The following is a 19689-nucleotide window of genomic DNA, read 5'->3' as shown; positions in this document are numbered from 1 at the left end:
AGTAGCCAGCAGTGCGTTAGCATTTAGATTTTGCGATGAACGTATAATAACAGTCTGCTGGCTTAGAGCAAGCATTGGCAGGCGGCTACTGTTTTCTTGACCACATGACAGACGCCGTCATTGAAGCATACGGCGAAACGCTAGAGGAAGCCTTTGAAAATGCAGCAAAGGGCCTCAACGATACTATGGTCGACCTAAAGACTGTCATGCCAAATGAGGATCTCAAGATTACCGCGCAAGGACATGATCTCTACTCGCTCCTTTTTGACTGGCTGGACAAGGTCCTGCTCCTGCTTGTAGCCGATGGCATCGTGATGTCCGAGTTTTCAGTCAAGATCCGGCAGCATGATGATAATGGCGATGGCTATTCGCTAACAGGCATTGCAAAGGGTGAAAAACTGAACCTTGACCGGCACCACTACAAGGTGGAGATCAAGGCAGTAACATACCACGAGATGGAGATCCGGCAGGAAAAGGGAAAAGCCACGGTAAAATTCCTTCTCGACCTCTGAGAAAAGTTATTAGCGCAGTAAGAAACGCATAGAACATTATGACAGAAGAAAAGCCGAATGTTGTAGGAGTGAACGTTCTAAAGCAGAATGGTGCTAACGTTGACGAAATACTAAATGGGTTGATATACAACGCGTCGGTGGAATTTACAGCATACTATTATTTTACCAATCTGCGCACACATTGCACCGGCCTTGAAGGCGAGGGGGCCAAGGGAGTCATTGAAGATGCGCGCCTGGAGGACCTGAGCCACTTTGAATCGTGCATACAGAGGATCCACGAGCTTGGCGGCAGCCTGCCAAACGACGCGATAGAGTTTGTCCGGATGTCTGGCTGCACGTTTTTGCAGCTGCCGACGCCTTCCACAAACCTAAAAGAGATCTTGAAGAAGTGCTTGATTGCAGAGCAGGGTGCGATTGTGAACTGGAATAAGATGTGCAACCTTACAATAGGCAAAGATCCGGCGACCTATGACATTGCAAAGGATATCCTAAAGGAAGAGATCGAGCACGAGTCGTGGTTCTTGGAACTGCTCTACGGCAGGCCGTCAGGGCACATGAGGAGAAAGTTCCCCGGCGAGCGCCCGCATACACAAAAACATTCCCGAGCGCTCGGCTAGGCTGCCGTCTTCTTTTCTTCTTTTTCTGCCTTTTTGACGTAGACGTACTGCATTATCAGGCCAGCGATTATCGCGCCGACTATTGGGCCGACCCAGTATATCCAGTGAAAGTCCCAGTAGCCTGAAACGATTGCCGGACCGAGGGTCCTGGCTGGGTTCATGCTAGCGCCTGTAAGCGGCACGCCAACAAGGTGGAGCAGGAATATCATGCCACCGATTGCGATGCCTGCCATACCTGCAGTGGCCTTTCTATGGACTGCCGCCATGAATATCGTAGTGACCAAGAAGAACGTGAGGATTATCTCTACTCCGACGCCAGAAGCCGCGCTGAAATTGAGAAGCTCGCTTGGGCCGCCCTGAGTACCAAAGTTCACCTGTTTACCGGCTTCGGGCAAGATTGCCATGTGGGCAACCGCCGCGGCTATTGCGCCAATAATCTGAAAGCCAATGTATGCCGCGCCGTCCTTGATATTGATATTCCTCGTTACCATCATTGCTATCGTGACAGCAGGATTGATGTGCGCGCCAGAGATGTGGCCAAAAGTATAGATCATGATGCCGATGGCTGCGCCGTGGCCAAGCGAGATCATGATGATGCCTTCGAGCGACAACCCTGTGCCAAACAACACCGCCGCCATTGTCACCGAAAGAGGGCCAAAGAACACAAGTGCAAAAGTAGCTATCGATTCAGCAAGCCAAGCTCGTGGATTTACCAATATATGCCCATTAGCCTTAGGATTTGTATATAAAAGCATCGAATATGCTGCTACTAGCCGAACCACTGCTCAAGGGACTGACTGCGGTTTGCTATCGACTTTTGCAGTTTATCCAGTGTGCTGCTTACTCTGTCTGCTGAGAAGCTCTTATCTACACAGAGAAAGTCGAGCACCTTCTCGCGGTTGACCTCGCCAAAGTCTATCCTGTCTACTTTTGGGACCTCTGGCTTGAGAAAGATGTCACGTATTTCCTGGTATGGCATCTTGGGAAGCAGGTGCTTGATCTTTTCAACATTCTCAAGCTTACCATTCTCCTTTATCAGCTTGAGTGCTGTCTTGGGCCCGATGCCCGGAAAACCACCGGGGTTGAAATCGGTGCCAATCAGTATGCCGACATCTATCAGCTGTTCGTGCGTAAGCCCTATCTCTTGCAACACTTTATCATGCTCGAATATCTCCGGCTCGACATCGATGTAGACATTGCGGTTTGGCACCTTGCGCTTGCCGCTTATTGCCAGATTGCGCACTAGCTTTTTCGCTCCAAATAGTATCGAATCATAATCCTGACTTGCGGCTGCAAAAGCAAGTTCGCGCCTTGTCAGATATGCGGCAGCCGCTTCGCCGTCGGACGGTGCCTGTATGTAGGGAATGCCAAGGTACGAGAGCAGCTTTTTCGACTCCTCGACCATCTTGTCGGTCAGAACGGCAGTGCGGATGCCGTACTTGCGCGCATCTTCAATCCTGCCCTCTTCTACAGCCAGCTGGTACTTTTCAGTCGCCTCTTTCTTTAGCTGGCTCCTCCTCTGTATCTCTGCCATCTTGAGCTCGTTTGCCTTGCCGTCAAAAACATAGACTAGCTTGATGTTGTCGCCCAGCAGGTTGGCATTCCGGTAGAAAAGGCCGCTCAGGTGGCTGGTTATCTCGCCCTTGCTGTTTGCCAGTGGCTCGCCAGTCGGCCCCCTGATAATGCTGAGGAACTGGTATATCGTATTGTAGGCGTCAATTGCAACCACCTTGCCTGTAAGCTCTGGCAGCTTTAGCGAGGCGGGCGTGACGAGAGGCTTGAGGTCTAGGCCCACGCTATAGGTGGCACCACAAAAACTTTTAACTCTTGCTTATTATTATTGCTTGTAGGTCTTGAGCGTCTGGGCTATCCACTCGACGTCCTGCTTTGTCTTTGCCAGCCGCCCAATCTTGATGCAGTCCCGTATATCTTTTGACTTTAACCTCATCCACACCGCTTCAGCTATGGCGATAGCTATATCTGGTGCGACTCCTTCGCGGCCAAGGATGTGCATGCATACTTTTTGAAACGAGCCAAAGGAGTACTGCTTGAAGTGGAGCACCACGAACCTTGACAAAAGTGGGGTCAGCATCCTGTCAGTGCCGTTGCTTGTAGCAAATACCCACGTCTTCAGCTGCGTGTTGCGCGTCTTTTGGAACTTTGTTTCCGAAACGATTCCAGTCTCCATGAGACTTAGGAGCGCGGTCTGATCCTTCATAGGCATATGCTCTATTTCGTCGACGATGAGGTAGCGCGGTCTCTTTTCAAATAGGTAATCGATCATGCCTGATTTTGTGCTGTGGCTTCCAAGGGTGAAATAAGAGCGCTCTAGCTTCATGCATTCGAGCATGAACAGGGTCTTGGCAGACGCTGGCGGCCCAACCAGCAGGATGTGGACTGGCTTGTCGGAGGACAGCGACATCTGGAAGAGCCTTTTCACATCGTCATAGCCGACAATGCTATCAAAGAGAGGCTCCTGCTTGCTCAGTTTCTCTGCTACTGGCTCGCTAACGCGCTCTCCATGCACGCCAACTGGCAGCTCATCTTCTTCTGCAGACACCACTACGTTGTGGCTGCCACATTTGGGTTTTAGATGTTCCTGCTAAATTGTGATGCCCATGAGCTGAAACTTTCTAGACTCTAGTTGGAAAATGACCGTATGGCGGCTATCACGTCGCCGCTCAGCTTGAGCGTATAAGCTGCCGCATCGTCCGACGGTATCTTTGAGAGCTGGTCGAGGAACTGTGCCTTGTCCTTGCCCCGCTCGTACATACCTCCAGACTCTTTGATGCAGAGGGGGAACTTTTGCATTTTGACGCCCTTTGCATTGAGATGACTTATAAAGCGCCGATAGGCGTCGATGTCATACCAGTTCCGGTTGCGCTCTGCGCAGTACATTATCCATACATCTATGGTGTTCTGAAAGAACGCCTTCTGGCGCAGCTCTTCAAGCGTCATGTGCCTAGAAATCTACCCTGCGCATCTTGCTTCCGCAGCGGGGGCATGCCCCGCCCTTGAACCTGTGGCCGCAGGCGATGCAGACGTAGTTGACTCCTCCCCCGCCACCTCCGCCCAGCATGCCTCCAAATCCGCCACCTCCGCCCATTCCCATGCGGGCCATCGCGCGCTTGCGCATGTAATAGGAAATAAACAAGAAAATCCCAATTGCCGGGATGATGCCGTACCAGCCGAGAAAGTAAGTTAGAACCAGGCTTATGGCAAGTGATACCATAATCCACGCCATCTGTTGACCTATCCAGTTCAAACAATGCTTATTGGGATTGTTCTTTTATTAAGTTTTCCAACTTCAGCACCATAAAATGTAATTAACTACTACACAATAACAATACGCGTATTGCTAAAATCCTCCGTCTTGCCATCAATCTTCATGTTGTGCGAGACATGCTACTGGTGCGCTACGTATCTTGACAAGACCAAGGTCGTCGACAAGTGCCCGCTATGCTCTGCAACCGTCATGTCCAGCTTTCCGATAATGCCTGACGAGTCGTTTGTCTTTAGCTACGATGCAAAGCGAGGAATCGAGCTGGATTTTGGCCGCCGGAAATGAGATCATACTGAATCGACGATCTTGATTTCCAAGCTGTTGCCGCTTCTGTCGTATGCCCCTATATTCTCGTCTTCATAAGGGTGGCTGATGATTATGGACACATAGCCGGAAAAGTGGTTGAGGTCCTCAAGCGACGGTCTGTTCGAGCCGCCAGGGTGCGAGTGCGCCGTGCCGACGTTGGGTATCGTATATGGCAGGTCATGCACCGAAAACCCTGAGAAAAACGGGCCGCTTTGAGCAAAGGGCGGGATCACAAGCCCGTCAACAATCACTGCGTCCCTTGTATTCCGGCCCTGCAGGATGAGTATCGCCTCGTTTGGGTGGTGCGTCTTGGACCATGTAATTATGCCGTCTGCCGCCTGCCTTGTGATGATGACGTGCCTCTGCACCTTCTCCCGCTTTTTGAACACTAGCAAAAATAATTCTACCCGCGGCTTTTATTTTAACATTGGTGGGCGCGTCAACGTTCTACTAAATTATGTTATAGCAATTTACAGATATGGATAATAACCGGCTGGTGCATAGGAGGGGCAGCTTAATAATGAAGATGATGACGACGACATGTTATTAAAGAAAGAGAGCAGCAGCGACAAGATAATTCTTCGGAGGGGCTCGGTTGGCAACGACCAAGACGGCACACCACTCTTGATAAACGACAGGGGTGAGGCCTACCGGGTGAACGATACCGCCGTGTCGCTCTGGAACATGTGCAACGGCATCACGTTTGATGACTTGTTTTTAGAAGTGCTCCGCATTTCAAGCGACAGCGAAAGCGAAGTGAAAAAGTCGCTTGAGCAGATGATAAAGCAGTTCCAAAAGATATCTGTCATTGAACTGCGCGACTAACTAATAACTAGCGCTGCCCGCAGATCTGAAACGCAAACATGGCATAGCCTGCTATCCTGCCGTTGCGCCTGTACGGATAAAAGTTGTTCGTCTCCTTTGGCATCAGCTCGTGCTTGAGCGCAAACGCATCTTCCTTTGAGATCGACACCTTGGCAAGCCGCTCGCCAAGGATGCTGGACCACGGCAGCTGCGGAAGATTATTCTCTTTCTTGTTGACAAACATCGCCACCACCCTGTTCAGATTCTCCCTGTCAAGCACCACAAAGTAGGTGCAGTCGTCCTTGTCGCCAAACGGGTCTGGCAGGCAGTACGGGTCAATGTGCACATGTTCGCGGAGCCTGTCGCGCAGTTCGTCTGCAAGCCCCGCTGCAATCGCAATGTCTGCCATTGATAATTTTCTTATCGCTTCTATGGATGGTGTCCCTGTTGTAGCCAGCACGGGTGTTATTGCGCCGGCATGATTATATAATTTTTGAGTATTGCGTATGTGTATGTGTGTGCGTTTCTAGTGGAGCATGTACGTGTGGAGAAAAAATGATGCAGCATGTAGCATTTTACGCATGAAAAATGCTACAATTTGGGAATGTTTACAGGCGTGCTTCCCGTGAAAAAATGATGCAATTTCAAACATGCGCGCTTCCAGTCCAAGAATGATTAGTTCTTTTATACAAGTTGCTCGCGCAGCTGATAAAGGCATAAATTGCATTATCTGTTCACAAAGTAGAGCGCCGGGGTACCCAAGCTAGGTAAGTCATGGTAGACCCTAAAAGGGGTCAGCCTCGAGATCACACAGGTGCAGGGTGGACGCGCTAGCTGATGTCCTTCGGGACTCGAGGGTTCGAGTCCCTCTCCCGGCGCTTTATTTCATAAACTTATCTTGATATCGCCACATTGACCTGCGGCACTTCTATCTTCTTTGAGCCCATGATCGCGCCAACGATGCCGGCAAGCACGCTTGGGGCTGCTGTCACGGCTGTGACCTGCGAAAGGGTGGCGTATATGCTTGGCAAAATGTCACCAATGGTTTCATTGGGCTGGCCCAGCAGCTCTGCAAACGCCATCGGGAGCATTGGAAAGTTAAAGATATGGAATGTAACGCCGATCAAGGCCCCTGCGACTATCATGCCGGCTCGTGGCCCTGTCCTGTGAATCGCGATATCAGCGCCAACAATGGCTGGAATGACTGCGAGCAGCTGCCAAGGAAGTAACGCCCCTAGAAATTGGTACGCCGGGACAATGTTTGCAAGCACGTTCATGCCGATCACAACTCCAGCCGCCGTGCTTGCCGCGCCCTGCTTGCCTACCGCTCTGGCTGAAACGAGGAATATCAATGCGCTCATGAATGGGAGAGCTGTAGTGGCGATTACCACCGCTGCCGCCGGGTCAGGGTTGAACCTAAAGTTCTCGCCATTTGAGAGCGGAAGCACGAACATAGATGTACCAGATGACTGAAAACCAGAGGACTGCAAACGCCGGAACTAGCGCAGTTCGGACAAGTATCTGGCTCTACTCCGACGACTGCATGTGCGGCAATATCCTTGCAAGCCCTACTACGACAGCGACGGCGTTGACCAAAATGCCTGTGGCAAGCGCCAAGTGGGGTGGGCTCATTAGGCCATCGACGCCAAACACCGAATGCCACATAAAGTCGCCCGGCCCTGAAACGAGCTGAATGGCCGCGCCTATTATCAATAACTTGAAAGCAGTGTAAAACGACTTGGTCTGGATCTCCTGCCTGTTTTTCAGGGAGACAAACACGCCAATTGCTGCTGCAATTGTTGTCAGGCCGACGCCTGTATAAAGCATGGTGTGAGAGGGAGTGAAGAACGTCTCTGGCTACCTCAGGATGTGCGACGTGACGTCCCAGCTCGCGCCGCCTATCTGCAGGATCCCGCCTGCAGTGGCTACGAGCAATGCAGCAAGCAACAAGCCCGAGTTCAAGGACAGTAAAAGTAGACGACCCAGTATCTAATAAATATAACTGACTTGCCAGTCAGTTTTATCATGATCCATTATGAACAATAATATATGCAGGCGCTTGCGCTGGTGTGTCATGAGATCGTGTCCACAATTTTAATAAGCACAAAAAGGCGATTTGTAAGAAGCTTGAGCCACGACGAAGACAGCGACGATGATGAAATGGAGCTCAAAAGACTGCTTGGGGTTGTCTCTGACAAAGGATTGAAAACCCTGGATGTGGTTGAGCTGGAAAGGCTGCGGGTATTGCTGCAGGCAAAGGACTATGGAGACAACAAGAAGGCCAACAAATCAAAAGCAAAGCTGCTCAAGCAGATCAATTCCGCGTTCTACGACCTGCACAGGCCGCGGCGATTTCTGTAGCCTGATGCCACTTTTGCAGAAGCTCTAAAATGAAGGAGCAGGTCACCTCTAGCCACGGTGTGCATGAGGGTTGTATTATACACACAATGGCCATAGGTTAGTCGATTCGCGTAGCATGGTGGACTGTATCCTCCGAGGCTGATCTGCTCCCTATGATCATTAGCAGCCGTGAGATATCTAGCTTTAGTGACATTCGAATATAGAAATCCCTGTGCAGGTTAGTGGCCGGTGCGCAAGCCGAAACCTGCGTATACCTGCAACTTTTCCCACACAGGGACTGTTATATGGACAACATACTACTTAACAGCTACTACTGCTACTACCAGTGGACGATTGATCAACGAGCCTTTTATCCTTGCCACTTGCTAATTCGATTGGGTCGTAAAGACCCAAGGGTAAAAACGTCTGACCATACATACGCCCTGCCAACAGTTTCAGTGCTAGAGCCATTTTTCTGGCAGGGCGATTCTTTCAGTTATAAGCGATAATCTACATTATCTGGCCTGGTCAACAATAATCCACACAAGATGCCAAACCAAGGCCTTGGCAGGGAGATGGGCAAGGAGGAAGAAGAAGGGAGCGCCGACGATGTAAACGTGCAAGAGATAGCGTCCGACCCTCACACTGGAAACACGGGCATTGAAACAAGCTTTTCGCATGTAAGAAAGACAAAGCAGGAATAGTGCATCTACTAGAAGTATCTGCTAAAGTCTAGAATTACTGCACGCGACCAAAGTATGCGTATGGTACTTGGCGCAATAGCGGCCATACTCATAGCCGTGATCGTGCTCGTCGTGTTCTTTGCAATAGCTGGCTTTTTGATCCAGCTCTTGGCGCCAGTTATCGCAGCGATAATAATACTGATCATAATTGTGGTCGGCGGCGGGTGGCTTTACGCAAAGTACCGGTCGCGCTAGCTAAGAATTTTCTACCATTGCAATACATCGTGTTTATAACATTGTATTGTCCGATATTGGACACTTAAATGGGCCAGACGCCTAAACTCGATAAGCTGTACTGCTGTGAAAGGTGCCGTGCAACGTTTCTTTTCCAGTCCGATGTAGAGGACCATTTCAGAATGTACGGGCACCGGCAGATCCACGAAATAGACCTTTCCTAGAGCCTTATCACATTTTTGGCTGCGAACCTAATGTCTTCTGGTTTTATTGTCTTTCTGCCTGCATGCACCGACAGGTCGACTGCCTGCTTTGCAATCCTCTCTGCAACCTCTTCAAGCACTTTTCTCAGCTCGTCTGCGGCGTCGTCGCTTACCCGTTCTGCGCCGGACTTTTTCATGACACGGTACATTGCGGCAAGGCCAAACTCGGGACCGGAAGAAGACATATGCAGTGTTACCTGCCAGACACCATGTTAAAAGTTTATTTTCTGTCCTGCAGTGTCCACAGTAAGTATATACATCTTGCTGTTCGATGCCCACATACACCTCACGGATAATGAATATTCAGGCTACATAGAGCACGTATTAACGAGCCTCCGGGCAATGAAGATAGTAGCGTGCTCTGTTACGGTCGACAGCGAAACCGCGTTCAGAAGCTTCCGCCTTTTCAATTCACACCACGACATCGTCAGGCAGTTCGTAGGGATACACCCTGAAGCGGCGGCAAGGGAGGATCTGGACAAGTTCAAAGAGATCTTTGATTCCAACCTTCAATCGATAGACGGCGTAGGCGAGATCGGGCTTGACGGCACTTATGATGTTCCATACGACAGGCAAAAGCAGGTCTTTGGCTCAATGCTCGCCCTTGCCGAATCAGCGAAAAAGCCGGTGTCGATCCACTCTAGAAAGGCCCTTGATGATGTATTGCAGATGCTGCCATCCTACAGGATCAAGGGCGCGCTCTTGCACTGGTTTGCAGGCAGCAAGAAGCAACTGGCAAAGTCGATGGACATGGGGCTTTACGTATCGTACGGCCCGGCGCTCGTGTATTTAGAGGACAAGCAGGTGCTCCTGAAAAACACGGACAGGAACCGGTTCCTTGTGGAGACAGATGGCCCTGTGAGATACTCGCGGTGCTTCGGGAACCTACCTGCTGTCTCTACCGGGTTCCTCGTGAGCGTCGTCGCGTCCGCAGCCCGCACCCTTGGCATGACCTACGACGAAGCCGCTGGCCTGCTTGAGCAGAACTCAAAAGCCTACCTTTCAGGTGGTGCATAACAAAGATAAAATATCCTTGAAATCGCCTTCCATTCTAGATGAATAGGATAAAGCGCATCTCTACGGAGCTCTTGCAAAAGTACCCAGACAGGTTTGGGCTAGAGTTTGATGCTAATAAGAAGGCTCTCAACGATCTGGCAGTTGTCAGGTCTAAAGTGCTGAGGAACGAGCTGGCAGGATACATCACCGCTCACTTGCGCAAGCAGGAGGCGCAGGCAAAGGCTTCGATGGCAGCCGCTGCCGGGGAAACTGAAGAAGAGCAAGAGTCAGAAGAAGAAGCGGAAGAATGATAACTATAAGGCTGCTCGGGGGAGCCAAAAAGGCAGTAGGCAAGCCCGCAGTCGACCTTGACAGGCAGAGCGCGTCTGTCGCGGAAATTCTCCAGTTTTTGACAGGCATTTCAACTGACGCACGCCTTTTGCAACCAAACAACCTGATAGTAGCGGTGAACGGCGTCGATTCGGCAGCGCTGCAGGGGCAGGGCACAGTGGCAAAGAGCGGCGACACAGTAACCATTGTTACCGTAGTCCATGGCGGCACGGACTACTACATGATCGATAGCAACCACCGCGTGTCGATCATTGGAATCCGCAGGATCACAGAGGATGCCGGGAAACTCGTGGACAGGCTGCGCTCAGAACACCCTGGCGTGTCGATACAGGCCGTAAACGCAGACGCAGTCTATGGCATTGATCACCTGCTTGGAGTGCTGAGGGTAACGCTTGAAGCCGAGAAAAGAAAAGTGATGCTTGCAAACAGGCGCGAAACAGAGCTTCTGCTGAGGCTTGCGCGCACGGACCAGATCTCTGACGCCATGAAAAAAGCAGGTTTGAAAAATGGATCTGCAGGCTGCCTTATTGCTATTTCACAGGAAAATGAAGAGCTTCGCCACTTTTCTGAAAGCATAAAGAACAGATTTGAGGTTGACGACTCGGTGTTGGAGCCAAGCAGGCAAAAGAGGGACCTGCTTACTGGCATGCTCGAGCTGAAAGCAAAATTTGACGATCATGAATTCCTGCAGTACCTTCTCGAAAGGGCAGCCATACTTGTAAAATAACTATTACTAAACAAGTTCGATCGCGATAACTGTGGACGCTCCTCTTATCATGCCAGCTAACCTTGCCTGCAGGCCGTACTTTTTCTTGCGCAGCTGTATTGCGCGCTCGGCTTCGGCACCTTCTGCAAATCTTGCCTTGCCCTCGATCCATTCGCCTTTGGGCTCTCCCCTAAAGCCGCTTGGCATTATCCGGACAGCAGGATTATTGCGCAAACGCTTTGCCTTGCCAGTATCTGCAGAAGTTACGACATAAACCAAGCCGTTATCGATCATGAACCATACCGGCGTGCTGACTGGCTGCCCATTCTTCCTGTACGTCTCTAGGTTGATGTACTTGTGCTTTGCAAGCTCTTCAAGCCTGTTGTTGTCTGCACTCATATACGTTATAACTAACTGTCGGCAAGCTTGTATCTTAACCTTGTCACTTGCGCTTTTCGATAACAGAGCTGAAAATCTGTTCGGGCCTGAGCACCGACAGGCCTGCCTCGCCTCCGATTATCTCGACAAGGACGATCCAGCTGGGGTTTTCAAGATCCACCTTGCTTTCGATCTCGCCTGCGATCGCCTTTATCACCTCTATCGATTCTAGCGCACTGTGCCTCTTTTCGACGGTTATCCTGAAACTTTCATTATTGCCTATCTTGGCTACTGCCAGATCTCTTGCCGCCTGCCTGATCGCGTCAAGCTCAGTGGGAACGACTCGCTCCACCGGAAGAACACGCAGGATGTAGCGCACCTCCCACGGCTCTGAAGCTATCAATTCTTTTAGTTTTTCAATGACTTCAAATGGATCGAGCGCGGTCTGCGCAAGCAAGAGTCCTTTGATTTCTGTGATCTCAGACTCTGCATCCGGGTCGCCAAACATGTCAAGCAGATCCAGAATTTCGTCCTGCGCCTCTTCCTCACTGAACCGGGATGTAGAGACTATGAGGTTAAAGTTCGCCAAGGGCCTCCAGGACCTCACTTGACCTTATCGCTCCCTCGCGCAGGATCTTAGGACTGCTGCCCGTAACGTCGACTATGGTGGATTCGATTCCCCTTTCAACCAGGCCTCCGTCCATCAGTGCGTCATAGCCATGAAGTGGCGATTCGAGTACTTCCTGCGCGCTCTTTAGCGGCCTGCCGCCAGATGGGTTTGCGCTCGTGCCCACAAGGTACTTACATTGCTCAAGGAGCGACAGGACGCATTTGTTTGCCGGGACGCGCACGGCAAGGCTGCCACTTCCTGCGGTGACTCTACGAGATATCCTGCTGTCAGTAATCGGGGCAACTATTGTAAGGGCGCCGGGCCAGTATTTTTTTGCAAGGGTTCTGCCGGCCTTGCCAAGCGACACTATTTTCTCTGCATCTGACATGCTGTGTGCAAGAACCGGGAGCGGCTTTTTTTCATCCCTGCCTTTTATCGCAAATATCCGCTTGACTGCACGGTCGTTGTAAGGGTCGCAGCCGATGCCGTAGATGGTATCTGTTGGGAACACTACCACTCCACCACTCTTGATCACAGACGCACACCTTGCCACCGCGTCGCCAGTGCACTTGAAAACAATCTTCTGCCTGTTCTTCTTCATATGCTAGCCAAGCCTTACTATTGCGGCAACATCTCTGGTGGCGGACTTTTTCAGTTCGTCGCGGACTGCCTTTGAAACGTGCTCTGGCGCTGTGAGGCTTGAAAAGTCCATCAGCTTTACACCATCGAGGATGTGCACCTGCGGCGCAAGGTCGTTTCCGCTGGCCGAGTGCTGCTTCAAGAGTTTTTCAATCTCCTCTGCGACCTGCTCAGGCGAGCCGTTAAAGATGGCCGCATTGTCTACGGAAAGCCTGACCCTGCCGTACTTGTCAAGCACGAGCACTGGCTGCTTCTTGGATTTCAAGAACAGCTTTTTCTTGCTCAGCTCGCACGCAAAGATGTGGTAGTTCTTCATATCAAAGATGCGCTGCACGCCCTCGTTTATGCCAAAGAGCTCGCACGCAAGCACGTGGGCCTCCTCTTCGTTTATCTCCTGCGCGTTTGCAGTGCCTATATCAAGCGAAACATTGCCCATCGCAGTCACACGCAAAAGCGACCGCTCGCTGACATACTCTGACTGGATGGTTATCGACTCGGGCAGCGCGCCGCGGTCAAGCGCCGCCTTTTTCACCTGCTCTGCCAGAGTGGAGATGTCTTCGGGCTTGGGGTTGTTGATTGTCTTCTCTGCCTCTTCGTGTATCATTGCCGCCGCAACCCCGATGGACGAGATGACTTCGGCGTGCTCGGCTATCTTCCACTGCAGCTGCAGTTTTCTCGCAATATGAGGCACGAGCACCGATGCGCCGCCCCCGCCCCCGATGAACACTATTCTCTCTTTTTTAAGCTTGTACTCCTTTATCATGGGCTCGACTATTTCAAGCACCTTTTTGGCAGAAATGTCCAGAACCATCGTGGCGGCCTGCTCCATCGTCGTGCCAAGCCTGTTTGCAAGGATTGAAAGCGCCATCTTGGCAGAAGCCTGGTTCGCCCTTGCATAATCGCCTTCGGGTACAAGCCCAAGGGCGTTGGCGGCGCACGTGTTTGTAATAGCAAAGCGCTTGCCGCCGGCGGACTCTATCGCTACATAGTCTATCGGGTCACCATCCTTTGGCTTGAACGTGATTATCTGGCCGCCCTCAAGCTCTTCAGGCGCGGCAAAGCAGGAATAGGGTAGGCCGGCTATGTGCGCGGACCGGGGACCAACATCTGTTATCTTTCTGCCCGACCACCTGACAAGAGACCCGCCTGCGACCCCTGCGACCCTGACATCAAGCGACCGTATGCACGTTGGATGCTGCATTATCGTGACGTAGCGGACCTCCGGCCTTCCGTCCTTTATCACGCAGACGTTGGTAGAGGTGCCTCCAACCTCGATAAAGACGCCGTCGATCACCCGCAGATGCAAAAGGGCTCCTGCCACGCTTGCCGCCGGCCCCGACAGTACTGTGATGATGGGCTTGCTCTGGAAAGTGCCCATGTCAGTCACACCTCCGTCGCCTTTCATAATCAGGACCGGAGCGGCGATCTTTTCGTTGCGCACGGCAGACTCGACGAACCTTGCCGTGCTGGTTGCCTTGGGCAGGATGCCAGCGTTGATAGCTGCAGTGAGCGTCCTTATTTCAAGGCCATAGATGCCGGTCAGCTCGTGGCCGGCTGTTGCGGGTATGTCCGATTTTTCCATCACAAATTTTTCGTTGCTTGGGTCGTCTACGCCATAAGCCTCGCTGACGACTATAACCTCTGCGCCTTCCTCTTTGAGCTCGCCTATTGCCTGCTCTACTTCTTTGTCATCAAGATATTTAGATGTGTCAAGGAATCGGTAGCACGTGTGCAGATACTTGTTTGGCGCAAGCTCGACGTCCTTGACGTTCGTGCGCTTGATAACATTAGATTTTTCAAGCCCAACTCCCATGCCAATGATCCCAACCTTGGCAGTGTCGCCTTCAAGCAGCGCGTTGACCGCCTGGGTGGTGCTGTGCGATATCAGCTCGATCTCAGAGTTCTGGATCGAATGCTTTTCCATCAGCGACTTGAGCGCCTGAACGATGCCGGTCGACACACCCTCGCTTGAAGAGTGGGTGGTTGGAACGGTGACCTTGCCTATTATCTTGCCCTGCACCATGTCTATCGCGACGGCCTTGGTGAATGTGCCGCCAACATCGATCCCGACCCTGATTCTCCTCATTTGCAAAACCGTTAGGCAAACCTAACTGACGCTGAACATCTAATTTAAACCATAGTTTCAGATGCTGTTGTAACTGCGTTTGATTTTCTGCAAGCTGCTGCATTGTGTTCGGTAGCTTTTTTCACCTTTTTGTGAGCAAAATTGACATACTTTCCTTTAATAGGACCAATAGCAAGCATATGCAATCGCAAGCAATTGCGTTGTTCATTCAGGCCCGAAAGCCTGCAAAAGGGTAAGTAGGGCTTGTTTCTCATTATTATATGCTATTCCTGTCAGATAGCTAGTGGATGCTGGCGTATGGGCTCTTCACCATCCTTCTTTCTTATAACTATGATAAAAAACAATGGGGCATCTTCTTTTCAACTGGATCTTATGTGCTCTACCGACAGTTACGGTATGGTTCAGCTCAACTGCCTTTGATCCTCTTCATCACAACATCAAAGTTGTTGAGCGGCACTATCTTGACGGTGTTGAAGGCAGAGATGCCGGCTTCGATGCACATGGTCTCTATGTCGTGTGCGTTGTTCGCCTCCACAATGATCACCCATTGGTGCTCAAGGACTGACATGTAAAAGCCGACTATGTTTGTGATATTGTGCTTTGCAGTTGCCGCCTTGAGTTTTTCGTCTATTTGCACAAACGTGTCCCTGCTCTGCTTGTTGTTGAGCGGACATGACTCTGGGCTATGAGTTGCGAATATTCCAAATAGGGCCATGCCCTAGGAAAACGAAAATAGGATATTAAAAGGTAGTTGTAGGCTATCCCTTTGACTCTACCAGCTCGGCATCCCTGAGCTCGCTCTTGGGGTGCTCGCTTTTGTAATGATGCTCATATTCATTTTTGCTGTAAAAGGCAAGGAAGCACTTTGGACAACCAAACCAGAGTTTGTTGTTACTCATGATTCATAATGAGCCAAGGAATTATAAATAAAATCCAGAGTACTCTTTTTTATTTGCTATTGCGACCTTGCCTTGAGCCACTGCCCCACTTTTGGCAGCACATTGTTCTGCGAGTAGAGGCTCGCTATCAGCCCCACGTGACCGGTGTGGAACCTCATGAGGCGCTTGTCTGTGCTTGACACCACGTCGTTGAGAGGCGCGCTGCACTGAGGCGACACAAGGTGGTCCTCGTCCGCCACGATGTTGAGCAGCGGGACCTTGATCTTTGACAGATCGATCAGCTCGTTGCCTAGCTTTAGCTCGTTCTTTACGAACAGGTTCTTTTGGTAAATGTCGGCTATCCACTGCCTAAATGTTTCGCCCGCTATCGGAGGCGTGTCGTATAGCCACTTTTCGAGCCGCAAAAAGTTGCCAACAAATTGATCGTTGTCGATGTTCTGGACCAAGTTGAAATATTTGTTGACGCCTTGCTTGAATGGCTTGAGGGCAGAGTAGCACGCGTACAACTGCTCGACAGGCAGGTTTCCGATGACGCTTACCATCTTGTCCACGTCTATGTTCTTTGCAAGGTTGCCAATGACCGTCGTGTCCTTCTCGGTGTCCACGACAGGGGCAATGACTGCAAGGTTCCTCACCTTTTCTTGGTGCAAAGTCGTATACATCGTCGACATGGTCGCGCCCATGCAGTAGCCATGCAGCGTCAGCTTGTCTGCCTTGGTCTTTTTCAGCACAATATTGACGCAGTCATCAATGTAGCAGTTGACATAGTCGTCGAATGTCACGTACTTGTCCACAGCAGTTGGAGCCTTCCAGTCGATCAGGTAGACATCAAAGCCTTGGCTCAGCAGGCTCCTGATCCAGCTCTTGTCAGGCTGGAGGTCAAGGACATAAGACTTGTTGATCAGCGCATAAACGACAAGTATAGGCGTCTTGGCAGTCTTGCTGACCATCTGCTGGTAGTGCAGCAGCCTGTAGGTCCTTGTCTCTGCAAGAATCTCATGGGGAGTCTGGCCAACTTCAATGTTGCCGGCAGTGTGAAGGATGTTCTTTGCCTTTTCGAGCTTGCGGTACGCTTCCTCGAATTCTTCGAGGACCGTCGGCTCTTTCTTTTTTGCTTCTTTCGCCTTCTCCGCTGCAGCAGCAGGCGGCTGGACCTCTGGTTTTTGATCAGGTCGTAGCTCTTGCTTGGCCATTCCTTATCTCCAAACTCCTTTTCAAATCTCGGACGCTCCTTTTTAGCTCGGCAATGTCCTTCAGGATCTCGTCGACTTCGCTCCTTGTAGGCAGGTTGAGCGTCTTGGAATTCTTTTCTGCAATGCCCTGGATCGCCCTTGACACGTCCAGCTGGCTGCTGAACAGCTTGCCATAGACTGAAGAGAATTCCGGCGACGCAAAGAGGTCGGTGAACGCGTCTTCAAACGCCTCTATCGCCGCGCGCCTGTAATTTTCAAAATCGTCCTTTGAGATCAGCTGTTTTGGGGCCCGCTCCATCGTTTCCTTCATCGCCCTTGTGAATGTGGTGCTCAAGAGCGACCAGTAGCTGTCCATGTTTGTCTTGAGCTCGGCCATCACCCTGCCTAAAGTGACAAAGTCGTTGGCATACGAGCTGACATCCTTTGAAAAAGCGTACATCGGTCCGATCGTCGGCAGCTTCATGACATCGGTCCAAAAGCTAAACATCTTGTTCATCTGTTCCTGGGTAAAACCCTGTAAGTCCTTGTTGTTATTTTCAGCCATCAAATTTCACTTGATAACACCAGTAAAATTTCGTCGACTGGCTATTATAGTTTCTTGGTATGGAATTTACATTAATCATGCAACATTAGTACAGATTTTGCATTCATGATTGAATAATTAACATCTCTTGTATGTGGAAATTGGGATAACGAATAGGTGCAGTCAACAATTGGCTGTCTGCCCGGAAGAGCCATATCCAATAAACATTTTATAAAGGATCGGGTCGCCTTTCTGCTGCCCATGCAAACTGTCTGTCAGCAAGACAGTTTCCTGAGCGGGCTCGTAGCTCAGCATGGATAGAGCGCCTGCCTTCTAAATTCTATTGAAGAGAGCCGGAAGTCGTGGGATCGAAGCCCACCGGGCCCGCTACCTTTTGGTATCGGAACCACCCTGCTTTTTGGCGCATTGTTGGCTGCCATGGGTAAAAAGAGGCCTGTTCAAATATAAAAATACAACGTTAATAGACACTGTTAAGTTGGCTGCTGATTTTCAGGTTTCCAGCCGGGCGTTAACTTGCGGCTGATTTTCTGACGTGGAAAAGTGGGTGTTAGGATAGGGGTGATACAGATATGGTTAAGAGCCACTACTTAGGCTATTACTTCTATGCCAGAAGCATCTCTCCCGCCTGAGTTGTACTTGCAGATGTTCATAGATGATAGGATCAACAGAATGAAATGGAGACTTCACGATGCTGGATTTACTAGCGAGCAGATAAAGAAGATAGAGCAAATAGCCAGAAATGAATTTCACAAATAGAGGAAAAGGGTTCTCTGCATCCTGATCTAATAGTATTTCATCGCTCTTTATTCTTGTATATCTTGGAATCTTCCTTGAACAAGTCCTCTAACATATCGATCAGCTGCGGCGTATTCCAAACGCCGCCAATAGATTCTACCTTGAGGAACTCTATCGTTTCTCTCGATCTTCTGACTACTTCCTTGTCTGATACAACCATGCCAAGAATCACCTGCATCTAGGAAATGAGTTTTATCCAGCATGAGTCCTTGCCATTTGACAGCCACGCAAAGCCGTTTATCCTGCGAATGTCGTTTATCTCGCGCCAAGTCTGCTTTTCAACCCATCCCTTGCAGTAGACCTTGATGCAGTCCTTTTCATTTGATATGCTGACCTTACAACAGTTTACCAATACTGGCAAAAATGGAGACCACCTTGGTGAAAAGAATGGCAGCATCAACAAAAAATCATGTTGAGGACGAGCTGAAAAAAATCAAGGTCAAAATACTGGAAGAGAAACTACCCATCTGGCTGGACTCGTCGTTTACGTTAACTCAGAGATTAGATGAAAGACTGGATAACAACTATTGGTCTGCTTCATACTTCAATGCCTTAAAGACACTGAAGGCACTACAAGATAGAGATGTGGTTGAGGTCAAACGCTTTTCAGAACTATGTTCACTTAGAGTAACTGGAGCTTCGCCAACTGAAGATGGCGATGTACCGTTGATTGAGGGCAACAACATCAGACCAAATGTAGTCTATCCGCTATTTGAGAAATTTACTTCAATGTCAGAAAATGAAGGAGCCTGATGATTTTATAGTTATTGAAAATGATATTCTTTTGACCAAAGATGGTATGCCAGCAGCTTATTGTTACATCTCGAAGGTGCTTATTGATACACTTAGAGATGAATTTAAACACGAAAAAGTTGCATGTTCTTCTCATGTTTATCGCATACAGCTCAACAAGGAGTATGCTGAATACGCACCGTACATTGTACAGGTTATGAACTCTCGATTAGGTCAGGCTTTGACAAGGCGATTCATATCTGGGTCTGTTACGCCAACAATTCGATCAGAAGACATAGATAATGTTCTTGTTCCACTTCCCAAGCAGGATAAGGATGTTATTCTAAAGAAAGCAAAGCAACAGGTCGAAACATTGCAATCTCATGTTATGGAAATAATGAAGAATGTCCAACCATCAAATGATCTGACAAAAGTAATCTATGACCTTGCAAGTCTGAGCGAACCATCCATTCCTAACCTGCCTGTAAACTGGAGCGGTGGCGGCAGGCGTGACTTGCACGGCTACTATAAAGACTGAGCCGACAATCAACTTTTCATCCCTATCTTAACACCCATTTCTGCCCGTCAAAATATCACCCGTAACTTAACATCTGTCAGGAAAGGTGAAAATCCGCAGCCAACTTAACAGCGTCTATGAGCATCATCTATTTGCTTTTGGACATCGCGCATGAATTTCTCATAAGCTTCCTTACTGAGC

General features: G+C 49.9%; 34 protein-coding genes and 1 tRNA gene. 14 read left to right on the top strand and 21 right to left on the bottom strand.

What is annotated here, in order from left to right:
* Nucleotides 1-74 precede the first annotated feature (74 nt).
* Together NGAR_RS09815 and dps are read left to right on the top strand one after the other, a co-directional pair.
* On the top strand, nt 75-512 hold the full coding sequence (locus NGAR_RS09815; protein ID WP_015019559.1) for an archease: 438 nt from the start codon (nt 75-77) through the stop codon (nt 510-512).
* Between the two features lie 38 nt (nt 513-550).
* The gene (gene dps / locus NGAR_RS09810; RefSeq protein WP_148681273.1) at nt 551-1129 is read left to right on the top strand and encodes a DNA protection during starvation protein; all 579 of its coding nucleotides are present in this window, start codon (nt 551-553) and stop codon (nt 1127-1129) included.
* Here the strand turns inward: dps and NGAR_RS09805 are convergent.
* The 5 genes from NGAR_RS09805 to NGAR_RS09785 all read right to left on the bottom strand — a co-directional run bounded on the left by NGAR_RS09805 (nt 1126) and on the right by NGAR_RS09785 (nt 4394).
* Complete coding sequence (locus tag NGAR_RS09805) at nt 1126-1845, bottom strand: MIP/aquaporin family protein (protein WP_015019557.1); 720 nt, start codon at nt 1843-1845, stop codon at nt 1126-1128. The two genes, dps and NGAR_RS09805, sit on opposite strands and share 4 nt — an antisense overlap.
* 53 nt (nt 1846-1898) lie before the next feature.
* Nucleotides 1899-2924 carry a flap endonuclease-1 gene (gene fen, locus NGAR_RS09800; protein WP_015019556.1) on the bottom strand — a complete coding sequence of 342 codons (1026 nt, stop codon included), beginning with the start codon at nt 2922-2924 and terminating at the stop codon, nt 1899-1901.
* Nucleotides 2925-2966: 42 nt separating this feature from the next.
* Complete coding sequence (locus NGAR_RS09795; RefSeq protein WP_015019555.1) at nt 2967-3692, bottom strand: sigma 54-interacting transcriptional regulator; 726 nt, start codon at nt 3690-3692, stop codon at nt 2967-2969.
* A gap of 77 nt (nt 3693-3769) precedes the next feature.
* Nucleotides 3770-4087 (bottom strand): hypothetical protein, encoded by a 318-nt coding sequence (locus NGAR_RS09790; protein WP_015019554.1) that lies wholly within the window; start codon nt 4085-4087, stop codon nt 3770-3772.
* Nucleotides 4088-4091: 4 nt separating this feature from the next.
* Nucleotides 4092-4394 (bottom strand): hypothetical protein, encoded by a 303-nt coding sequence (locus tag NGAR_RS09785; RefSeq protein ID WP_015019553.1) that lies wholly within the window; start codon nt 4392-4394, stop codon nt 4092-4094.
* Between the two features lie 123 nt (nt 4395-4517).
* On the opposite strand from NGAR_RS09785, the gene NGAR_RS09780 reads away from it, so the two are divergent.
* Nucleotides 4518-4697 (top strand): hypothetical protein, encoded by a 180-nt coding sequence (locus NGAR_RS09780; protein ID WP_015019552.1) that lies wholly within the window; start codon nt 4518-4520, stop codon nt 4695-4697.
* Nucleotides 4698-4699: 2 nt separating this feature from the next.
* Here the strand turns inward: NGAR_RS09780 and NGAR_RS09775 are convergent, their stop codons facing one another.
* Nucleotides 4700-5107, bottom strand: a complete 408-nt coding sequence (locus tag NGAR_RS09775; RefSeq protein WP_187147454.1) for a Mov34/MPN/PAD-1 family protein — start codon at nt 5105-5107, stop codon at nt 4700-4702.
* Nucleotides 5108-5258: 151 nt separating this feature from the next.
* Here NGAR_RS09775 and NGAR_RS09770 point away from each other — a divergent pair, with 151 nt between their 5' ends.
* Nucleotides 5259-5543, top strand: coding sequence for a PqqD family protein (locus NGAR_RS09770; RefSeq protein WP_015019550.1), 285 nt, complete (start codon nt 5259-5261; stop codon nt 5541-5543).
* A 7-nt stretch (nt 5544-5550) separates the two neighbouring features.
* Here the strand turns inward: NGAR_RS09770 and NGAR_RS09765 are convergent, their stop codons facing one another.
* Nucleotides 5551-5982 (bottom strand): hypothetical protein, encoded by a 432-nt coding sequence (locus tag NGAR_RS09765; protein WP_148681272.1) that lies wholly within the window; start codon nt 5980-5982, stop codon nt 5551-5553.
* Between the two features lie 288 nt (nt 5983-6270).
* Here NGAR_RS09765 and NGAR_RS09760 point away from each other — a divergent pair.
* Nucleotides 6271-6400 (top strand) — tRNA-Ser (locus NGAR_RS09760).
* Nucleotides 6401-6415: 15 nt separating this feature from the next.
* Here NGAR_RS09760 and NGAR_RS09755 read toward each other — a convergent pair.
* Both NGAR_RS09755 and NGAR_RS09750 read right to left on the bottom strand, forming a co-directional pair.
* Nucleotides 6416-6976 carry a hypothetical protein gene (locus NGAR_RS09755; protein WP_015019548.1) on the bottom strand — a complete coding sequence of 187 codons (561 nt, stop codon included), beginning with the start codon at nt 6974-6976 and terminating at the stop codon, nt 6416-6418.
* A gap of 73 nt (nt 6977-7049) precedes the next feature.
* Nucleotides 7050-7349 (bottom strand): hypothetical protein, encoded by a 300-nt coding sequence (locus NGAR_RS09750; RefSeq protein WP_015019547.1) that lies wholly within the window; start codon nt 7347-7349, stop codon nt 7050-7052.
* Between the two features lie 300 nt (nt 7350-7649).
* Here NGAR_RS09750 and NGAR_RS09745 point away from each other — a divergent pair, with 300 nt between their 5' ends.
* The 3 genes from NGAR_RS09745 (at nt 7650) to NGAR_RS17555 (ending at nt 8800) form a co-directional block, all read left to right on the top strand.
* On the top strand, nt 7650-7883 hold the full coding sequence (locus NGAR_RS09745; protein WP_228369146.1) for a hypothetical protein: 234 nt from the start codon (nt 7650-7652) through the stop codon (nt 7881-7883).
* 527 nt (nt 7884-8410) lie between these two features.
* The gene (locus tag NGAR_RS17560; RefSeq protein WP_015019545.1) at nt 8411-8566 is read left to right on the top strand and encodes a hypothetical protein; all 156 of its coding nucleotides are present in this window, start codon (nt 8411-8413) and stop codon (nt 8564-8566) included.
* A 60-nt stretch (nt 8567-8626) separates the two neighbouring features.
* Nucleotides 8627-8800 carry a hypothetical protein gene (locus tag NGAR_RS17555; RefSeq protein ID WP_187147453.1) on the top strand — a complete coding sequence of 58 codons (174 nt, stop codon included), beginning with the start codon at nt 8627-8629 and terminating at the stop codon, nt 8798-8800.
* A gap of 199 nt (nt 8801-8999) precedes the next feature.
* Here the strand turns inward: NGAR_RS17555 and NGAR_RS09740 are convergent, their stop codons facing one another.
* The gene (locus tag NGAR_RS09740) at nt 9000-9227 is read right to left on the bottom strand and encodes a histone family protein (RefSeq protein ID WP_015019544.1); all 228 of its coding nucleotides are present in this window, start codon (nt 9225-9227) and stop codon (nt 9000-9002) included.
* Nucleotides 9228-9303: 76 nt separating this feature from the next.
* On the opposite strand from NGAR_RS09740, the gene NGAR_RS09735 reads away from it, so the two are divergent.
* The 3 genes from NGAR_RS09735 to cgi121 are packed head-to-tail and all read left to right on the top strand — an operon-like array spanning nt 9304 to nt 11116.
* A complete protein-coding gene (locus tag NGAR_RS09735; protein ID WP_015019543.1) occupies nt 9304-10059 on the top strand; it encodes a TatD family hydrolase in 756 nt (251 codons plus the stop codon).
* A gap of 38 nt (nt 10060-10097) precedes the next feature.
* A complete protein-coding gene (locus tag NGAR_RS09730; RefSeq protein WP_015019542.1) occupies nt 10098-10349 on the top strand; it encodes a 30S ribosomal protein S17e in 252 nt (83 codons plus the stop codon).
* A complete protein-coding gene (gene cgi121, locus NGAR_RS09725; protein ID WP_015019541.1) occupies nt 10346-11116 on the top strand; it encodes a KEOPS complex subunit Cgi121 in 771 nt (256 codons plus the stop codon). The genes NGAR_RS09730 and cgi121 overlap by 4 nt, the downstream gene beginning before the upstream one ends.
* Nucleotides 11117-11122: 6 nt before the next feature.
* Here the strand turns inward: cgi121 and NGAR_RS09720 are convergent, their stop codons facing one another.
* The 9 genes from NGAR_RS09720 to NGAR_RS18805 form a co-directional block, all read right to left on the bottom strand.
* On the bottom strand, nt 11123-11494 hold the full coding sequence (locus tag NGAR_RS09720) for a PPOX class F420-dependent oxidoreductase (protein WP_015019540.1): 372 nt from the start codon (nt 11492-11494) through the stop codon (nt 11123-11125).
* Between the two features lie 43 nt (nt 11495-11537).
* Nucleotides 11538-12062: a THUMP domain-containing protein gene (locus NGAR_RS09715; RefSeq protein ID WP_015019539.1), complete on the bottom strand. Its 525-nt coding sequence runs from the start codon at nt 12060-12062 to the stop codon at nt 11538-11540.
* The gene (locus tag NGAR_RS09710; RefSeq protein ID WP_015019538.1) at nt 12049-12684 is read right to left on the bottom strand and encodes an L-threonylcarbamoyladenylate synthase; all 636 of its coding nucleotides are present in this window, start codon (nt 12682-12684) and stop codon (nt 12049-12051) included. Before NGAR_RS09710 ends, NGAR_RS09715 begins: the two co-directional genes overlap by 14 nt.
* Before the next feature lie 3 nt (nt 12685-12687).
* Complete coding sequence (locus NGAR_RS09705) at nt 12688-14808, bottom strand: hydantoinase/oxoprolinase family protein (RefSeq protein WP_015019537.1); 2121 nt, start codon at nt 14806-14808, stop codon at nt 12688-12690.
* Nucleotides 14809-15214: 406 nt separating this feature from the next.
* Nucleotides 15215-15523 carry a hypothetical protein gene (locus NGAR_RS09700; RefSeq protein ID WP_015019535.1) on the bottom strand — a complete coding sequence of 103 codons (309 nt, stop codon included), beginning with the start codon at nt 15521-15523 and terminating at the stop codon, nt 15215-15217.
* 43 nt (nt 15524-15566) lie between these two features.
* On the bottom strand, nt 15567-15707 hold the full coding sequence (locus tag NGAR_RS17550; RefSeq protein WP_187147452.1) for a hypothetical protein: 141 nt from the start codon (nt 15705-15707) through the stop codon (nt 15567-15569).
* Between the two features lie 56 nt (nt 15708-15763).
* On the bottom strand, nt 15764-16900 hold the full coding sequence (phaC, locus tag NGAR_RS09695) for a class III poly(R)-hydroxyalkanoic acid synthase subunit PhaC (protein WP_015019534.1): 1137 nt from the start codon (nt 16898-16900) through the stop codon (nt 15764-15766).
* The gene (locus tag NGAR_RS09690; RefSeq protein WP_015019533.1) at nt 16875-17444 is read right to left on the bottom strand and encodes a poly(R)-hydroxyalkanoic acid synthase subunit PhaE; all 570 of its coding nucleotides are present in this window, start codon (nt 17442-17444) and stop codon (nt 16875-16877) included. Before NGAR_RS09690 ends, phaC begins: the two co-directional genes overlap by 26 nt.
* Nucleotides 17445-17731: 287 nt before the next feature.
* The gene (locus NGAR_RS18805; RefSeq protein ID WP_266190235.1) at nt 17732-17863 is read right to left on the bottom strand and encodes a hypothetical protein; all 132 of its coding nucleotides are present in this window, start codon (nt 17861-17863) and stop codon (nt 17732-17734) included.
* Between the two features lie 184 nt (nt 17864-18047).
* Here NGAR_RS18805 and NGAR_RS18440 point away from each other — a divergent pair, with 184 nt between their 5' ends.
* The gene (locus NGAR_RS18440; protein ID WP_228369145.1) at nt 18048-18200 is read left to right on the top strand and encodes a hypothetical protein; all 153 of its coding nucleotides are present in this window, start codon (nt 18048-18050) and stop codon (nt 18198-18200) included.
* A gap of 37 nt (nt 18201-18237) precedes the next feature.
* Here the strand turns inward: NGAR_RS18440 and NGAR_RS17545 are convergent, their stop codons facing one another.
* Both NGAR_RS17545 and NGAR_RS17540 read right to left on the bottom strand, forming a co-directional pair.
* A complete protein-coding gene (locus NGAR_RS17545) occupies nt 18238-18399 on the bottom strand; it encodes a hypothetical protein (protein ID WP_187147451.1) in 162 nt (53 codons plus the stop codon).
* Between the two features lie 18 nt (nt 18400-18417).
* Nucleotides 18418-18591: a hypothetical protein gene (locus NGAR_RS17540; protein WP_015019531.1), complete on the bottom strand. Its 174-nt coding sequence runs from the start codon at nt 18589-18591 to the stop codon at nt 18418-18420.
* 35 nt (nt 18592-18626) lie between these two features.
* Between NGAR_RS17540 and NGAR_RS09685 the strand changes: the two genes are divergently transcribed.
* Nucleotides 18627-18992: a hypothetical protein gene (locus NGAR_RS09685; protein WP_148681269.1), complete on the top strand. Its 366-nt coding sequence runs from the start codon at nt 18627-18629 to the stop codon at nt 18990-18992.
* Nucleotides 18979-19509: a restriction endonuclease subunit S domain-containing protein gene (locus tag NGAR_RS09680; RefSeq protein WP_015019529.1), complete on the top strand. Its 531-nt coding sequence runs from the start codon at nt 18979-18981 to the stop codon at nt 19507-19509. The genes NGAR_RS09685 and NGAR_RS09680 overlap by 14 nt, the downstream gene beginning before the upstream one ends.
* The last annotated feature ends 180 nt before the right edge of the window (nt 19510-19689 follow it).

This window comes from Candidatus Nitrososphaera gargensis Ga9.2 (genome assembly GCF_000303155.1).
GTDB lineage: Archaea > Thermoproteota > Nitrososphaeria > Nitrososphaerales > Nitrososphaeraceae > Nitrososphaera > Nitrososphaera gargensis.
The sequence above is the reverse complement of the archived record's forward strand: the minus strand, read 5'-3'. Positions and strand labels throughout refer to the sequence as shown.

Coding starts and splice junctions, on each gene's coding strand:
- dps (WP_148681273.1), top strand. CDS start 551: ATGACAGAAGAAAAGCCGAATGTTGTAGGAGTGAACGTTCTAAAGCAG.
- NGAR_RS09790 (WP_015019554.1), bottom strand. CDS start 4,087: ATGACGCTTGAAGAGCTGCGCCAGAAGGCGTTCTTTCAGAACACCATA.
- NGAR_RS09780 (WP_015019552.1), top strand. CDS start 4,518: ATGTTGTGCGAGACATGCTACTGGTGCGCTACGTATCTTGACAAGACC.
- NGAR_RS09770 (WP_015019550.1), top strand. CDS start 5,259: ATGTTATTAAAGAAAGAGAGCAGCAGCGACAAGATAATTCTTCGGAGG.
- NGAR_RS09755 (WP_015019548.1), bottom strand. CDS start 6,976: ATGTTCGTGCTTCCGCTCTCAAATGGCGAGAACTTTAGGTTCAACCCT.
- NGAR_RS09750 (WP_015019547.1), bottom strand. CDS start 7,349: ATGCTTTATACAGGCGTCGGCCTGACAACAATTGCAGCAGCAATTGGC.
- NGAR_RS17560 (WP_015019545.1), top strand. CDS start 8,411: ATGCCAAACCAAGGCCTTGGCAGGGAGATGGGCAAGGAGGAAGAAGAA.
- NGAR_RS17555 (WP_187147453.1), top strand. CDS start 8,627: ATGGTACTTGGCGCAATAGCGGCCATACTCATAGCCGTGATCGTGCTC.
- NGAR_RS09740 (WP_015019544.1), bottom strand. CDS start 9,227: ATGTCTTCTTCCGGTCCCGAGTTTGGCCTTGCCGCAATGTACCGTGTC.
- NGAR_RS09730 (WP_015019542.1), top strand. CDS start 10,098: ATGAATAGGATAAAGCGCATCTCTACGGAGCTCTTGCAAAAGTACCCA.
- cgi121 (WP_015019541.1), top strand. CDS start 10,346: ATGATAACTATAAGGCTGCTCGGGGGAGCCAAAAAGGCAGTAGGCAAG.
- NGAR_RS09720 (WP_015019540.1), bottom strand. CDS start 11,494: ATGAGTGCAGACAACAACAGGCTTGAAGAGCTTGCAAAGCACAAGTAC.
- NGAR_RS09710 (WP_015019538.1), bottom strand. CDS start 12,684: ATGAAGAAGAACAGGCAGAAGATTGTTTTCAAGTGCACTGGCGACGCG.
- NGAR_RS09705 (WP_015019537.1), bottom strand. CDS start 14,808: ATGAGGAGAATCAGGGTCGGGATCGATGTTGGCGGCACATTCACCAAG.
- NGAR_RS09700 (WP_015019535.1), bottom strand. CDS start 15,523: ATGGCCCTATTTGGAATATTCGCAACTCATAGCCCAGAGTCATGTCCG.
- NGAR_RS17550 (WP_187147452.1), bottom strand. CDS start 15,707: ATGAGTAACAACAAACTCTGGTTTGGTTGTCCAAAGTGCTTCCTTGCC.
- phaC (WP_015019534.1), bottom strand. CDS start 16,900: ATGGCCAAGCAAGAGCTACGACCTGATCAAAAACCAGAGGTCCAGCCG.
- NGAR_RS09690 (WP_015019533.1), bottom strand. CDS start 17,444: ATGGCTGAAAATAACAACAAGGACTTACAGGGTTTTACCCAGGAACAG.
- NGAR_RS18805 (WP_266190235.1), bottom strand. CDS start 17,863: ATGGCAGCCAACAATGCGCCAAAAAGCAGGGTGGTTCCGATACCAAAA.
- NGAR_RS18440 (WP_228369145.1), top strand. CDS start 18,048: ATGCCAGAAGCATCTCTCCCGCCTGAGTTGTACTTGCAGATGTTCATA.
- NGAR_RS17545 (WP_187147451.1), bottom strand. CDS start 18,399: ATGGTTGTATCAGACAAGGAAGTAGTCAGAAGATCGAGAGAAACGATA.
- NGAR_RS09685 (WP_148681269.1), top strand. CDS start 18,627: ATGGCAGCATCAACAAAAAATCATGTTGAGGACGAGCTGAAAAAAATC.
- NGAR_RS09680 (WP_015019529.1), top strand. CDS start 18,979: ATGAAGGAGCCTGATGATTTTATAGTTATTGAAAATGATATTCTTTTG.